This window comes from Phenylobacterium zucineum HLK1, from assembly GCF_000017265.1.
In the GTDB taxonomy this organism is placed as follows: Bacteria; Pseudomonadota; Alphaproteobacteria; order Caulobacterales; family Caulobacteraceae; genus Phenylobacterium; species Phenylobacterium zucineum.
Genome location: NC_011143.1, coordinates 205,225 through 219,086 on the forward strand (window position 1 = coordinate 205,225; position 13,862 = coordinate 219,086).

13 protein-coding genes are annotated in these 13,862 nt (G+C 68.5%); 5 read left to right on the forward strand and 8 right to left on the reverse strand.

All coding sequences use genetic code 11. The annotated features are described in order from the left end of the window. The first annotated feature begins 19 nt into the window (after positions 1–19). Positions 20–859, forward strand: coding sequence for a universal stress protein (locus PHZ_RS20490; protein WP_012520415.1), 840 nt, complete (start codon positions 20–22; stop codon positions 857–859). A gap of 297 nt (positions 860–1,156) precedes the next feature. Here PHZ_RS20490 and PHZ_RS20495 read toward each other — a convergent pair whose 3' ends face one another. Genes PHZ_RS20495 through PHZ_RS20510 form a run of 4 tightly spaced genes read right to left on the reverse strand, consistent with a single transcriptional unit; the run spans position 1,157 to position 5,007 of the window. Then, positions 1,157–2,809 (reverse strand): isovaleryl-CoA dehydrogenase, encoded by a 1,653-nt coding sequence (locus tag PHZ_RS20495; RefSeq protein WP_012520416.1) that lies wholly within the window; start codon positions 2,807–2,809, stop codon positions 1,157–1,159. Between the two features lie 16 nt (positions 2,810–2,825). Further along, the gene (locus PHZ_RS20500) at positions 2,826–3,479 is read right to left on the reverse strand and encodes an RNA polymerase sigma factor (RefSeq protein ID WP_012520417.1); all 654 of its coding nucleotides are present in this window, start codon (positions 3,477–3,479) and stop codon (positions 2,826–2,828) included. A gap of 38 nt (positions 3,480–3,517) precedes the next feature. Then, on the reverse strand, positions 3,518–4,381 hold the full coding sequence (locus PHZ_RS20505) for a universal stress protein (RefSeq protein ID WP_012520418.1): 864 nt from the start codon (positions 4,379–4,381) through the stop codon (positions 3,518–3,520). Between the two features lie 14 nt (positions 4,382–4,395). Then, on the reverse strand, positions 4,396–5,007 hold the full coding sequence (locus PHZ_RS20510) for a general stress protein (protein ID WP_012520419.1): 612 nt from the start codon (positions 5,005–5,007) through the stop codon (positions 4,396–4,398). Between the two features lie 193 nt (positions 5,008–5,200). Between PHZ_RS20510 and PHZ_RS20515 the strand changes: the two genes are divergently transcribed. The 4 genes from PHZ_RS20515 (at position 5,201) to PHZ_RS20525 (ending at position 9,230) form a co-directional block, all read left to right on the forward strand. After that, positions 5,201–6,031 (forward strand): universal stress protein, encoded by an 831-nt coding sequence (locus PHZ_RS20515; RefSeq protein WP_012520420.1) that lies wholly within the window; start codon positions 5,201–5,203, stop codon positions 6,029–6,031. A 197-nt stretch (positions 6,032–6,228) separates the two neighbouring features. Further along, complete coding sequence (locus tag PHZ_RS22315) at positions 6,229–6,486, forward strand: cation transporter (protein WP_236611950.1); 258 nt, start codon at positions 6,229–6,231, stop codon at positions 6,484–6,486. Continuing rightward, a complete protein-coding gene (locus PHZ_RS20520) occupies positions 6,425–7,453 on the forward strand; it encodes an IS110 family RNA-guided transposase (RefSeq protein WP_012520421.1) in 1,029 nt (342 codons plus the stop codon). The genes PHZ_RS22315 and PHZ_RS20520 overlap by 62 nt, the downstream gene beginning before the upstream one ends. Before the next feature lie 496 nt (positions 7,454–7,949). Further along, positions 7,950–9,230 (forward strand): NRAMP family divalent metal transporter, encoded by a 1,281-nt coding sequence (locus PHZ_RS20525; protein ID WP_041374499.1) that lies wholly within the window; start codon positions 7,950–7,952, stop codon positions 9,228–9,230. A gap of 419 nt (positions 9,231–9,649) precedes the next feature. On the opposite strand, the gene PHZ_RS20530 is transcribed toward PHZ_RS20525, so the two are convergent. From PHZ_RS20530 to gnd, 4 genes are all read right to left on the reverse strand, one after another. After that, positions 9,650–10,615 carry a bifunctional enoyl-CoA hydratase/phosphate acetyltransferase gene (locus PHZ_RS20530; protein ID WP_012520424.1) on the reverse strand — a complete coding sequence of 322 codons (966 nt, stop codon included), beginning with the start codon at positions 10,613–10,615 and terminating at the stop codon, positions 9,650–9,652. 207 nt (positions 10,616–10,822) lie between these two features. Further along, on the reverse strand, positions 10,823–11,026 hold the full coding sequence (locus PHZ_RS20535; protein WP_236611927.1) for a biotin/lipoyl-containing protein: 204 nt from the start codon (positions 11,024–11,026) through the stop codon (positions 10,823–10,825). A gap of 244 nt (positions 11,027–11,270) precedes the next feature. Beyond that, on the reverse strand, positions 11,271–11,543 hold the full coding sequence (locus PHZ_RS20540) for a hypothetical protein (RefSeq protein ID WP_148217039.1): 273 nt from the start codon (positions 11,541–11,543) through the stop codon (positions 11,271–11,273). Positions 11,544–11,665: 122 nt separating this feature from the next. After that, positions 11,666–13,855 (reverse strand): phosphogluconate dehydrogenase (NAD(+)-dependent, decarboxylating), encoded by a 2,190-nt coding sequence (gene gnd / locus PHZ_RS23725; RefSeq protein WP_012520426.1) that lies wholly within the window; start codon positions 13,853–13,855, stop codon positions 11,666–11,668. Positions 13,856–13,862: the final 7 nt, after the last annotated feature.

The window sequence follows — 13,862 nt, forward strand, 5'->3', positions numbered from 1 at the left end:
GACACCTGAGGAGAAGACGATGAGCATTGGCCGCATCCTGGTCTCTGTCGAGGCGGAGCCGCAATATGACTGCCTCGCCCTGGCCGTCGCCTTGGCGGACGACCTTAAGGCGACGCTCGTGGGTCTTGGCGTGGAAGCCATGCACATGCCGATGTTCGCCGAGCCCATGTTGGGCAGCGGTTTGGCCATTGAAGCGGCGCTGCGGGTCGAGGAGGACCGCACTTCGGCTGCGTTGAGGGCGGCTGAGGCGCGATTCCGCGCCGCGACCGACAGACTGCCCTCAGGCGCCGAATGGCGCTCGGGCCGCAACTTCCCCCTTTATGACGTCGCCGCGGCCGCCCGCACGGCGGACTTGATCATCACCAGCCTGGCAGGGCGGGCGCACCGCTCCGACCATAGCATCGCCGCGCCGGCGGCCCTGGTCCTGCAGGCCGGCCGCCCCGTGCTGGCCGCGGCGCCCTCCTTGGCGCAGCTCGACCTCGGGTCTGTCCTGGTGGCGTGGAAAGACGTCCGTGAGGCGCGCCGCGCGACGGCGGACGCCCTGCCGCTGCTGAAGCGTGCAGGGTCAGTGGTCGTCGCTGAGATTTGCCGGCATGGCGAGAAGGCGCAGGCAGAGGGGCGGCTCGCCGATGTCGTCGAATATCTCGCGAGTCACGAGATCATCGCGAGTGCTCGCGTCTGCCCGGACCAGGAAGATGTCGGCGCACCGCGGCAACTGCTCGAACTGGCCGATGAGCTGAAGGCCGGCCTCATCGTGGCCGGGGCGTATGGCCACCCCCGGGTTCAGGAACTGGTCTTCGGCGGTTTCACCCGAGCCTTGCTGCAACAGGTCGACCGCGCAGTTCTTCTTAGCCACTGAAGGTGCGCAGTAAGCACGGAGCTCCATGTACCCGGCCAGCTTCACGGGTTCACGCCCGAGGCGGGGTGGCGCTTCGGGCGGAGGAGAGTGTTCTTTCCTCCGGAAGAGCCCCCGATGGTTACGACCGGCTGACGAGCAAGGCCCAGTCGACCATCGCGCACCCTGTCCGGGTGACGAACTTGCTTATGTCATCGAAGCCAATCGCGTCGTGCGGACGAAGGCGCCGAGGGTCTGGCCTGCCGCCAGCCCGCGCAGGGCCAAGTGCCTGGCGGCCGCCCGGCCATTCTCGCGGCGCGCTCAGGTGAGCCCATCGCCCGCGCGATCCACGATCCCGTGCAGGTCGAGCCCCGCAGGTAGCAAGCCAAAGGCGCCGCGTTCGCCGCCCACTCGCGTGGCCAGGAAGGCGTCGGAGATGATCGGAGGGGCGTGGCGCGCCAGCAGAGCGGCCTGGACCGTGACGACGAGGTCGCGGCAGTAACGCCGCAGATCCCCTTCGCCAAGACCTTGCCGGGGCGCAGAGAGCACCACCTCGATCTGCGCGTCCAGCCGGCGATCGACGCCGGCCAGCGGCGCGAGTTCGGCGGCCACCGCCTCCAGGCATCGTGGCTCGCGTTGGAGGGCGCGGAGCACGTCCAGGCACACCACGTTTCCGGAGCCTTCCCAGATCGAATAGACGGGAAGCTCCCGATAGAGGCGCGGCATGCCGCTGTCCTCGATGTAACCAGCCCCGCCCAGCACCTCGAGCGCCTCCGCGGCCAGGATCGGGCCGCGCTTGCAGACCCAGAACTTCGCCGCCGGCGTCACCAGCCGGCGCAGCAGCGTCTCGGGTTCATCCTCCCGGGCGTCGAAGGCGCGCGCCAGGCGGAAGGCCAGCGCGGTGGCGGCCTCGACCTCGAGAGCGAGGTCGGCCAGGACGTTGGTCATCAGCGGCTGATCGACCAGTCGCTTCTGGAAGGCGGTGCGGTGGCGGGCGTGATGGAGCGCTTGAGCGAGCGCCTGGCGCTGCACGCCCGCAGAGCCCAGGACATTGTCCAGGCGGGTGTAGCCGACCATCTCCAGGATGGTGGCCACCCCGCGGCCCTCGTCGCCCACCAGCCAGCCGAGCGCGCCCTCGAATTCAACCTCCGCCGAGGCGTTCGATCGGTTTCCGAGCTTGTCCTTCAGACGCTGAAACCGGAGCGCATTGAGATCGCCGTCGGGTGTCCAGCGGGGCACGAAGAAGCAGGAGAGGCCGCCTGGCGCCTGGGCGAGGATAAGGAAGGCGTCGCACATCGGCGCCGACATGAACCACTTGTGGCCGACGATGCGGTAGGCCTCGCCGGGCGCTCCGCTGGCGAGCGGCGCGGCGCGGGTGGTGTTGGCGCGCACGTCCGAGCCGCCCTGCTTCTCAGTCATCCCCATCCCGATCAGCGCCCCCGACTTCTCGGCGACGGGGCGGTGCGCCGGATCGTAGCGGCGCGAATAGAGCTTCGGCAGCAAGGCGCGAACGGACGCGCCGGCCTGGGCGAGCACCGGCGCGGCGGCGTAGGTCATCGAGATTGGGCAGCTCGTCCCCGCTTCCACTTGGCCGCTCATGTAGAGGCCGGCCGCCCGGTGGACGTGCGCGCCGGGTTTGGGCTCCGACCAGGGCGAGGCGTGGATCCCTTGCGCGACCTGCATGCCCATCAAGGCGTGGTAGGCCGGGTGGTGCTCGACCCAGTCGATCCGGCGGCCGAAGCGATCGAAGGCGTGCAGGCGCGGCGGGTCGCGATTGGCGAGCGCCCCATGCTGCAGTGTTTCCGCCGTCCCGAGTTGTTCGCCATAGGCGGTCAGGTCGTCCAACGCCCAGTCCGCCCCTTCGCGGCGCACCGCCTCGATGAGCGCCGCATCCGAGCTGAACAGATTGTAGCCCTCGAGCGGCGGCGGCTGATTGAAGACCTCATGGGTGCGAAACGCCGAAGGCTCCACCATGCCGGCTCCCAAGGGCTCAGCCCGCCGCCGTGCGCCGCGCGCGGATCTGGCGGATATGTTCACCCTCTTCGCACTGGCAGTCGAGAAAGCCGTGTTGCGGACAGGTGAGGCAGATCTCCTCGAGCCGCAGGCGCAGCGTCCGCCGCCCGCGATGGAGCCGCACGTTGACGTTGTTGAGCGTCAATCCGAGCGTCACTGCGACGCGATCGCGCGGTTCGCCGAGCAGATCGATCCGCCAGATCAGCTCGCTGTATTCGGCTTTAAGAGTCGGCAGCAAACGGTAGAGGCAGAAGCAGACGGCGGTATCCACTTCGACGTCGGGCGCGACGGCAAGCTCCTCGAGGTCCGCAGGATCGCGCGGCGAGTCTTTTCGGCGCGCGGCGCGCCGGTGATGATCCACCAGCGTCGTCGCGAGGATCCGGCTGAGCCAGCCCCGGACCGACTGGATGTCCCTGAGATCCTTCGACCGCTCCAGGGCGCGCGCGATGAACTCCTGCAGCACGTCCTCGGCGTCGTGGGGACTGCCGAGACGCCGACGCAGGAAGGCGAGAAAATCCCGGTGACACTCGACGAGTTCGCGCCGAACCGCCGCATCCGCGGCCTTGGCCGCCTCGCTCTCGTCTTGCGAGTCGAAACCGGGCGCTGGAGGATCTTCGCTTGGCGACGTCATGGCGGCTCCTCGAGGCTCATGCTGCGGACCGCAAGCGCTTAGTGGCTCAGCAGGACGAAGCGCTGCGGCGCGTGGAGGAGATCGCGGGTCACGCCGCCGAACGCCCATTCTGCGCGACGGCTGTGCCCGTAAGCGCCGGTGACGATGAGGTCGGCTCCGAGCGCCGCGGCCGCGATGTCCAGCTGCTCCGCGGGCGGCGCATCCGTCACCGCCACCTCCGCCCGGGCCTCGACGCCGCGCCGGCGCAGGTTTGCAGCTACAGCGGCCGCGTCGTCGTGCGCCGCTGCGCGTGAACCGTCGTCCTCGCAGACGCTCTGGACGAGCACCTCCTCGGCGAGCTGCAGCAGCGGCAGCGCGTCGCTGACCGCCCGCCGCGCCTCGCGGGTGTCCTTCCAGCCCACCACGATGCGGCGCGCCTCGAGCCGAATGACCGCAGGCGGGGTCAGCAACACGGGCCGCCCGCTTCCCAGGACAAGATCGGCCGCGTCCGGCCGTTGTTCGCCATCCGCGCCGCGTCGATCCGGCGCGGCCACGACGATGAGATCAGCGTCCCGCGCGGCGCGTGTCACCGCGCGCCCCGGCTCGTCGTGAGCCGGGCGCCACTCAGCCTCGAGGCCGGCGCTGGCTTGTTCGAACGCCACCCGCGCGAGCAACAGGTCAGCGGTCACCTGACGTTCGAGGTCGTCGGCCATTTGGCCATAGGCGAAGCCGCCATCGGCGTCCCAGACCGGCGGAAGGTTGAAGCGTTCGGCGCCTACGCCGATGAGCCGCGCGTGGAAGCGACGGGCCAGATCGGCGGCGACGCTCAGAACCTCGGCCGCGCCGCGCGAAGCGACATGCAGGACGAGACTCTCGTAGCGCGCCGAGACCGCAGCGCCCGCAGAGGACGGCAGTTCGGACATCCTGACGCCCTCTCTCACCGGGTTGATGCCGAGCCGGGCGCAGCGACGGCCTCGGCGCGTTCGCGCGCGGCGTGGCCGGCGTGATGAGCGCAGGTGTGTTCGTGCACGTGCAGCTCTGCGGGCCCCGCCGCCTGCAGCAGCGCCTGGGCGCGCTTGATCTCCTCCGGAGCGCCGTGCGCCATGACCAGGAAGCGATCGGCTTTGATCGCCTCTTCGTAGCGCAAGACGGTGTCTTTCGGGATACCGATGCTCACCAAGGCGCCCGCGAGCGCGCTGAGGCCGCCCCCGAGCAGCGCGCCTTCGGCCGCGCCGACGAGCATGGCCCCAAGATGACCCAGCACGACAACCGGCCCGATCAGGGGAACGGTCATCAGCACGCCGCCGACGAACAGGCCCCAGAGCGCGCCCCAGAAGGCGCCGTTCTTCCCCCAGAGCTTGATGCGGTCGCCGATGTTGTAGAAGCCGATCACCTTCTCGTCGGAATGGTAGCCCTTGCCGACGATCGTCAGCTGCTCCAGCGGAAATCCCGACTGCCCCAGCTTTCGGACGGCGTCCTCGGCCTGGGCGTGGCCGTCAAACACAGCGACGGCGACATTCTCTTCAGCTTTGGCGACTTCTTCGTTCATGGCAGCGGGTCTCCTCGACCGATCGGGTCAGATCGCATTCTAGGACGCGCGGGTCCTTGCGTTCATTACGGGGCGAGGTGAAGCGCGGCGGCCCGCCGGGTCTTGGCGCACCGCAACGCCGGGTTCGGCGAAGGCTGTAATGCACCCTCCCTCGGGGCGTCTTGTTTGCAGGACCGAGAGACGGGAGGCTGAATTGACCTACAAGGCTATCATGGTTGTCGCTGACGCGACGGATTCCTGTGAACGCCGCGTCAATCTCGCCGCGCACCTGGCGCGCGACTGCAACGCCGTCCTGCTTGGCGTGGCTGCAGAGACGATCTCGGGCAATTACTTCGGCGCGATCGGTGAGGCGGGTTACATCGCCGGCGAGCTCATCGAGAGCCAACAGTCGCTCGTGGAGGCGGACCTCCAGACAGCGGAGCGGCACTTCCGCGCGGCGACCGGCGGGCTGCAGGCCGAATGGCTGTCGCTCAGGGGGCCGACGCTTTCGGCCATCACTCAGGAGGCATGCCGCGCGGATCTGGTGATCGCGGGCCGGCGCTCCGGCGACGACTTCGGCTTCAACCGCGGCAGCGGCGCCGCCGACCTGCTGCTGCTGTCGGGCCGGCCGGTCTTGGTTGCGCCGCCCGAGCTCGATCGCCTGGACACTCGCACCCTCATGGTCGCCTGGAAGGACACCCGCGAGGCGCGGCGGGCGGTTGCGGACGCCCTGCCGCTTCTGCAGCAGGCTGAAAAGGTCATCGTCGCCGCGGCCGGAGAGGGGGGTGACGATGCTGAGCCTGATGCTTCGCTGGGACGGATCTCGGACTATCTGGGCCGCCACGGCGTGGCGGCCGTAATCGACCGGGTCTCGGATGACGGCGATGACGTCGGCAGCCGCCTCGTCCGCGCCGCGCAGGGCTTCGGGGCCCAGCTCGTGGTCGCCGGGGCTTACGGCCATTCGCGCGCTCGCGAGTGGGCGTTCGGCGGGGTCACCGAGCACCTCATTCGCCATTCCCCCGTCGCCAGCTTGATGAGCCACTAAGCGCCGAGGATCGGATCAGCGGAGGTGGCCCTCGTGGCGACCACGCCCGGTCCAGCGCGCGCGCACCTGATCAACGGGCATGGCGTCGCTCCTCCAGCGCCCGAGCCGTAATCCAAACGGCCCGCCGGCGTCTCCTCATCAAACGACGCAAGCATCTAGCGCTGGAGTTGATGATGACGACGCTGAAAGTGAAGGGCATGACCTGCGGCGGCTGCGCCGCGGCCATCAAGCGGGCGATCGCCAGGGTGGACCCTGGCGCCGCCGTGGACGTGGATCTCAAGGGCGGCCAGGTGCACGTGCAAAGCAGATGGGGTGGATGGCTCCCGCTCACGGCATCTGAGTGCCAGACTTGTGGAAGTTGTCGAACAACCACGAGCGAAGGGAGCCACCCAGATGGAGATTACAACGATCGGCCTGGATCTCGCCAAGAGCGTTTTTCAGGTTCACGCGGTTGACGCCGAGGGGAAGGTCATCGTCCGCAAAGCTCTTCGACGAGCCCAGGTTCTGCCGTTCTTCAAGACCGCGCCGCCCTGCCTGGTGGGGATCGAGGCCTGCGGCACGTCGCACCATTGGGCGCGCGAGCTGAGGCGGCTCGGCCACGAGGTGCGGCTGATGCCGCCGGCTTACGTGAAACCCTACGTGAAGCGCGGCAAGACCGACGCCAACGACGCCGAGGCGATCTGCGAGGCGGTGACGCGGCCGACGATGCGGTTCGTGGCGATCAAGTCCGAGCAGCAGCAGGCGGCCCTGGCGCTGCACCGGACCCGAGATCTGCTGGTCAAGCAGCGCACCCAGCTGGTCAACATGATCCGCGGCCTCCTGGCTGAGTTTGGGATCGAGATGGCGCGCGGCCTGCATCATGCCCTCGACCTAGCCGCACGGGTTGCTCAAGGCGCTGCGCCGGACGTGCCCGAGCTGGCGGCGCGAGTCATCACCGGCCTGGCGGGCCAGATCGGCGATCTGCAGGTCCGTCTCACGGCGCTGGAGAAGGAGCTGCTGACCTGGCATCGGACAAACGAGCTGTCTCAGCGCCTCAGCACCATCCCTGGCGTCGGCCTGATCTCGGCCACGGCGCTTGCCGCCTCAGTCACCGACGCCAGCCGCTTCCGCTCCGGGCGGCAGTTTGCGGCCTCGCTTGGCCTAACACCGCTGCAGAACTCCAGCGGCGGCAAGGAGCGGATGGGGAGGATCTCACGGATGGGCGATCGATATCTGAGACGCCTGCTGGTCGTCGGCATGACCTCGCTCGTGCGCCGTGCACGAACAAGACCGGACTCGGTCGACCCGCGCATCGCTGCGATGCTGGCGCGCAAACCCGCTCGCGTGGTGACGGTGGCCGCGGCCAATCGCACCGCCCGTGTCGCCTGGTCGATCATGGCCCGCGGCGGCGTCTACCGCGCGCCTCAGGGCGTGACCGCCTGACAGATTAGCTGATCGTCGACGACCAGCTTCCGGAGGTTGCGAGCGCGATGTGAAGTGATGGCGAACCGGTCAGACCGGGAGCTGGGACACCCCGCGTAGTGTCCAAGGCGTCGAAGCCTGCAAAGCAGAGTGGGACCCAGCTTGCGGACACCATCAGGGCCAGCAGTCCTTGAAACGACTGCATCAACAGGCCGGACACAAGACTGCACCCGACCCAGCCGCCAAAACATCAAATCGAGCCTTGCAACGCGGGAGCCATCCACACAGGACGCGACGCGGCGACGCTCAGATCGGCGATCGAGACGGCCGGGTATCAGGTCGTGAACTAGGACGCCCAAGGCGGACTTCGCGAGACGGCCGAGGTAGGTTGATGGCGGCCGCGAGGGTGCGGGCGCGCCGAGGCGCGGGACGTGCCTCCTCACGATCGCCTTTTGACTCAGGAGGCTGCGCCGCCCGGCGCGTCTGTGGCATCGGAGCAGGGGCGGCGGCAGCCAGCATGGCCTTGAAAGAACGACTTGGACGCGCGGCCACGACGGTGCGCGCGCTGGGCCCTGGCCTTGTCACAGGCGCTGCCGATGACGATCCCGGCGGGCTCGCCACCTACTCTCAGGCCGGGGCCCAGTTCGGCTTCGGGCTCACCTGGACGATGCCGTTCACCTTCCTGCTGCTGGCCAGCATGCAGGAGATCAGCGCGCGTATTGGGCGGGTGACCGGGCAGGGCCTCGCCGCCAGTCTGCGCGGCGCGTTTCCGCGGCCGGTGCTGGTGCTGATGGTAAGCCTGCTGCTCATCGCAAACACGATCAACCTGGGTGCGGACCTCGGCGCGATGGGCGAGGCGACCGCCCTCATCGTCGGCGGGCCAGGCCACCTTTACGTGGTGCTGTTCGGCGCTTTTTGCGCTGGGGCCCAGATCTTGCTCCCCTACAAGCCCTACGTGCGGCTGCTGAAATGGCTCACGCTGTCGCTCTTCTTTTATGTGGGGGCGGCTTTCAGCTTGCAGGTCCCGTGGGGCGCGGTGCTGGTCGGGACGCTGCTGCCCAAGATCAGCTGGACGCCTGACTATCTGATGGCCGTGGTGGCGGTGCTGGGGACGACGCTCTCGCCCTATCTGCTCTTCTGGCAGGCGTCGGAGGAGGCCGAGGACGTCGTCGCGAACGGGGGCGCCGCGTTGCGGCAGGTCCCCGCGCATGGCGGCGCGGAAATGCGGCGCATTCGCCTGGATTCCTATATTGGGATTGGGTTCTCCAACCTCATCGGCCTCTTCGTCATCGTCACTACCGCCGCGACGCTGCACGCGTCTGGCGTGCGGGACATCGGCACAGCGGCCGAGGCGGCGACAGCCCTGCGACCGATCGCGGGCCCCTTCGCCTTCTTCGCCTTCGCGGCGGGGATTATCGGTACTGGGCTCCTCGCCGTGCCGATTCTGGCGGGATCCTCCGCCTATGCCGTGACGGAGGCGTTTGGCCGCCCGGTGGGACTTTCGCTCAAGCCTGCCCGCGCCGCGATGTTCTACAGCACCTTGGCGTTGTCGACCGCTCTGGGCGTCGGCATGCATTTTCTCCCCGTCCCGCCGATGAAGCTTCTCTATTGGAGCGCGGTCCTGAACGGCGTGGTGGTGGCGCCGGTCATGGCGATCACGGTGATCGTGGCAAGCCGGCCGAAGACGATGGGAGGGTTTGTCTTACCGCTGCCGCTCCGGATGGTTGGCGGCGCGGCCACAGCCGTCATGGCGGTGGCGGTATTGGCGATGTTCGCAGCTTGGCTCAAGCCGAGCTGATGCCGATCGGAGGCGAACGCTATCGTCGGCCGCTGAGAAAAGTTGGCCTTCCGCGGTGGGGCGAGCAGAAGGGCGCTGGCGGAGAATAGATAAGGCGGCTGGATAGAGGTGGTGGGCGCTGCGCACCGCATGCGCGAGCAACGCATGGTCGACATCGGCGGCGGCCTCGGCATAGACGCCGCGGACGAGCGATAAGTGCTCGCCGCTCTGCGCCAGGCCGTGTGCGCGGCGCTTGTCGATGGTCTCGCCAACGAAGTGCAGGGTCATGGACCGTCTCGCATCTAAGAAGCGCGAAAGTCAGGTCGCGGCGGGCTGCCGGTGCGCGATAGTCGCGCGATGAGCCATCCGGAGATGCGGCGCAGGCGCCGCGGCGGACGGGGCCGCAGCTGGCGGCGTTCATGGTGGAAAATCCGATCTCCTCATCGGACATACTTGCTAGGCTTGTGCTGGCTGACGAGGATGGCGAGTGCGCACGACGCTAGACGCGAAGCCTCGGGATCGGATCGGCTGGTCAGCATGATCGGCACGCGGGCGCCCATGACGATCCCCGCGGACTGCGCATTCGAGAGGTAGAATAGCTGTTTGGCCAGCATGTTGCCAGACTCAATGTCCGGCACGATGAGGATGTCTGCTTGACCCGCAACGCTCGAAACAATGCCCTTGGCCCTCGCCGCTTGCCGGGAGATCGCATTGTCGAAGGCTAAGGGCCCATCGAGTTTGCCGCCGACGATCTGGCCCCGATCGGCCATCTTGCAGAGCGCCGCCGCATCGACGGTCGAGACCATCTTCGGGTTTACCGTTTCGATCGCCGAGAGGATGGCCACCTGGGGCTCGGCCAGATCCATGGCATGGGCGCAGTCGATGGCGTTCTGCACGATGTCGCGCTTCGCGGCGAGATCCGGCGCGATGTTCAGCGCCGCGTCGCTCACCAGCAGCGGCCGGGGATAGCTTGGGACGTCGAGCACGAAGACATGGCTCATCCGCCGGTCGGTCCGAAGGCCGGAGCCGGCGTCGACCACGGCCTCCATCAATTCCTCGGTGTGCAAAGCCCCCTTCATGATCGCCGCGGCGTCGCCGGTCGCCGCGAGCTGGCAGGCCTTGGATGCAGCCTCATGGCTGTGCGTGGCGTCGATCAGCGCGTACGCGCCGAGGTCGAGACCGGCGGCGTGTCCAGCCGCCCGGATGCGATCTGTTGGTCCGACGAGGATAGGTTCGATCAAACCGCGTCTCGCCGCCTCAACCGCCCCCGCCAGCGAGAGCGCGTCGACCGGGTGAACGACGGCTGTCCGCAGCGGCGGTTGCGCCTCGGCCAATCGCATCAGCCGCTGCAGCTGTGATCGCGTTGAGGGCGGATTCTGAAGGGACCTGCTCGTCTGGACCGTCATGGCTGCTCCGGCTTTAGTCATTGATCTGGCACGTCTTGAGCGATGTCACCGGAAGACCAGCCGCGAGTCCGAACTCCTCCGCCGGTCTCCGGGAGCCGCCGCCATCAGTCGCCCTGCGTTCGGTTGCATTCGACCGTGCGAGTGCGCCGGAGCTCAAAAGGACAGAGCTGCGGGTTCCGCAGTGTCGGCCGCCGTAAGACCCCTCTCTCACACCGGCGCAGCAATCTCCCCGAGGACAGATCCTGGCTCGATGACGGCGTCGACAACGGCCAATGCGACCACTCGGCCGCTGACGGGCGCCACGATCTCGTGCAGCGCGTCCTCGATGCGGACCTCCATGACGGCGTCCCCGCGGGCCACCGTGGCGCCCGTCTCGACCATCCAACGTTCGACCGTCCCCTCGGGCAACATGCTGGTCGCCCAAAGATCCTGACTGGCTCGGATTTCGGCTATGCGCCTCACCTGTTAGCTGTCCTGCAGTAAGAAAACCGCGCTTGCGCCGTAGGCGCAGCCTCTCAGTCGATCCGCGTCGGGACGGCGGACTAGCGGGCCGCAGCGGCGGCCGCTCCGGCCGGTGGGCGCGACGGCATCCGTCCGTGCTGCCGAACAGGGGCCTCCGGTTGCATTGAGACACGTCATCGGAAATGTCGCAGCCCTACCTCAGCCTATAGGTGAAACCTGCCAGTGGAGGAACGCCGTGGACAGGGGTCGTGTCGCTGAAGATCAGTCGCTGATCGCCCGGCGGCGCATCGGACGGCTTCAAGAGCAGGCGAAAGGGCCGGGCGGCCGCCGACCCTGGCCTCGCGTCCGCCAAGCCGTCGGAGAGCTGGGACGGCAGACTTGCGACGATCAGGTCGAAGCGAATCCCATCGACCACCTTCGACTGGCGCTCGCCGCCCGCGCGCTCGCAGGCGGCGAGCGCCAGCACGACGCCAGCTGCGGCGCAGAGGCGTCTGGCGGCGCGAGCGCGCCCAGCCAGCCCGCCGGCGGGAACGGACAAGCCCCGCAACCCAGATCGCCGGTCGAAGTCCGGGGCCGGTGAGCGCTTGATCATGAAGCGCTGACCCGCGCCGTCCTGGAGAGCGCCGCATCCCCTGCCTCGACATGCCCGCCGAATGCGGCCCTCAGCGCCGAAATCAGTTTGTCGCCAAAGGTGTGGGGCGTCCGCGAGCGGAACCGGGCGTAGAGCGCCGCCGCGAGCACCTGAATCGGTTCTTCCTGGTCAAGCGCAGCGCCGATCAGCCATCGCGCTTCGCCTCCGTCGCTCACCGCGCCGACATAACTGTCTAGTGCGGAATCTTGCGCCAAGACTTCGGCGGCAAGGTCGAGGAGCCCAGAGGACACGATGCTGCCGCGCCGCCAAGCCTGGGCGATTTCGGCGAGGTCGAACGCGTATCGTTCAGACTCGGGCAGGGCGTCGGAGTCGCGACCCCGCAGCACACTGAAGCCTTCTGCAAAGGCCTGCATCAGCCCGTACTCGATGCCGTTGTGGACCATCTTCACGAAATGCCCGGCGCCGACCGGACCGGCGTGAACGTAGCCACGCGCCGGCCGCGGATCCCGCCCCGCAGCCGGCGGCAGGCTTTCGGGCGTTGGCGGCTCGCCGGGCGCCAGCGCTTGGAAGACGGGGTCCAGCTCCGCCACCACGGCCGCTTCGCCGCCAATCATCAGGCTATAGCCGCGCGACAGCCCTGCCAGGCCGCCCGCCACGCCCACGTCAAGGAAACGAAACCCTTTGGCGGCGAGCTGTGAGCCGCGGCGGATGGCGTCGCGGTAGTAGCCGTTTCCCCCGTCCACGATGACATCGCCGGGGGCGAGAAGCTTGGCGAGCTCAGCAATGGTCGTCTCGGTGGGCGCGCCCGCGGGCAGCATGAGCCAGACGACGCGCGGCGCGCTCAGCTGTTGGACGAGATGGGAGAGGCTTTCTGCTGCAGGGGCGCCCTCGGCCGAGAGGATCGCCGTCCTCTGCGGGTCCTGGTCGTAGATGATGCAGGCTTGATCGTGGCCTTGGAGCCGGCGGACCATGTTTGCACCCATGCGACCCAGGCCGACCATCCCCAGATGCGGCCCGGCCGGGGCGGAGGCCTGAGCGGGGGACGGCGGCGGTTGCGGGGCGCCCAGGATCCGGCGGCGCTTCTCGGCGAGGGCTTGCAGGAGGCCGTCGAACGCGGCGGTGAAGCGCTCGACGCCGTCAAGGAGCAGCGCCTTGCAGGCCGCGTCGACATTGAGCCCGTAGGCGTCGGCAGACGTCAGAACGTCATAGGATTCCGACGGATGTTCCAGCAGGCGTGAGTGCGCCTGGCCGTGGTCGCGAAACGCCTCGAGCGTCTGCAGCGGCATGGTGTCGACCGTTCCCGGGCCGATCAGGCTTTCGACGTAGAGCACATCCGAATAGGCGGGATCTTTGACGCCGGTCGAGCCCCACAGCAGCCGCTGCGGCGCGGCTCCGGCCTTGGCGAGCGCCTGCCAGCGCGGTTGCTCCAGGACTTCCAGGTGGCGGCGGTAGGCGATCCGGGCGTTGGCGATCGCCACCTTGCCGCGCAGGCGGCGCAGCGCGGCGGCCGTATCGCCCTCGCAGACTTTCAACCGCCGGTCGATTTCCGCATCGATGCGGCTGTCGATTCGACTGACGAAGACGCTGGCCACCCCGTGCACGCCCTGCAGGTCGCCGCCGGCCTGGAGCCGATCTTCAAGGCCCGCCAAGTGGGCTGCGACGGCGGCCAGGTACTGGTCGACGCTGAACAGCAGGGTCACGTTGACGTTGATCCCTTCGGCGATCAGCTGGCGCACCGCCGACAACCCCGGTGATGTGCCGGGCACCTTGATCATGAGGTTCGGGCGATCGACGGCCCGCCACAGGCGCCGGGCCTCGTTGATGGTCGCGTCCACGTCAAACGCCAGCCGAGGCGAGACCTCCAGGCTCACATAGCCGTCGCCGCCGCCCAAACGGTCGTAGGTCGGCCGCAGCAGATCGGCCGCGAGCTGAACGTCGGCGACCGCAAGCTGTTCATAGAGCGCCACCGGCTCGGCGTCGCCGGTCTCGAGCAACGCCGCGATGCGCCGGTCCTCCGCGTCGCCCGCGAAGGCCTGCTGGAAGATGGCGGGGTTGGTCGTGACCCCGGTGACGGCGTCCTCGGCGATCAGCCGCGCAAGGTCGCCGCTCTCCAAGAGCGGCCGGTCCAGCCGGTCGAGCCAGATAGCTTGGCCCAAGCGGGCGAGATCCTGCAGGGGGTTGCTCATCATCACT

Bases quoted from the DNA above. Each gene is read 5' to 3' on its own strand.
- PHZ_RS20530 (WP_012520424.1), bottom strand. From the start codon at position 10,615: ATGACGGTCCAGACGAGCAGGTCCCTTCAGAATCCGCCCTCAACGCGA.
- PHZ_RS20520 (WP_012520421.1), top strand. From the start codon at position 6,425: ATGGAGATTACAACGATCGGCCTGGATCTCGCCAAGAGCGTTTTTCAG.
- PHZ_RS20525 (WP_041374499.1), top strand. From the start codon at position 7,950: ATGGCCTTGAAAGAACGACTTGGACGCGCGGCCACGACGGTGCGCGCG.
- gnd (WP_012520426.1), bottom strand. From the start codon at position 13,855: ATGAGCAACCCCCTGCAGGATCTCGCCCGCTTGGGCCAAGCTATCTGG.
- PHZ_RS20495 (WP_012520416.1), bottom strand. From the start codon at position 2,809: ATGGTGGAGCCTTCGGCGTTTCGCACCCATGAGGTCTTCAATCAGCCG.
- PHZ_RS20505 (WP_012520418.1), bottom strand. From the start codon at position 4,381: ATGTCCGAACTGCCGTCCTCTGCGGGCGCTGCGGTCTCGGCGCGCTAC.
- PHZ_RS22315 (WP_236611950.1), top strand. From the start codon at position 6,229: ATGACCTGCGGCGGCTGCGCCGCGGCCATCAAGCGGGCGATCGCCAGG.
- PHZ_RS20510 (WP_012520419.1), bottom strand. From the start codon at position 5,007: ATGAACGAAGAAGTCGCCAAAGCTGAAGAGAATGTCGCCGTCGCTGTG.
- PHZ_RS20490 (WP_012520415.1), top strand. From the start codon at position 20: ATGAGCATTGGCCGCATCCTGGTCTCTGTCGAGGCGGAGCCGCAATAT.
- PHZ_RS20500 (WP_012520417.1), bottom strand. From the start codon at position 3,479: ATGACGTCGCCAAGCGAAGATCCTCCAGCGCCCGGTTTCGACTCGCAA.
- PHZ_RS20535 (WP_236611927.1), bottom strand. From the start codon at position 11,026: ATGTTGCCCGAGGGGACGGTCGAACGTTGGATGGTCGAGACGGGCGCC.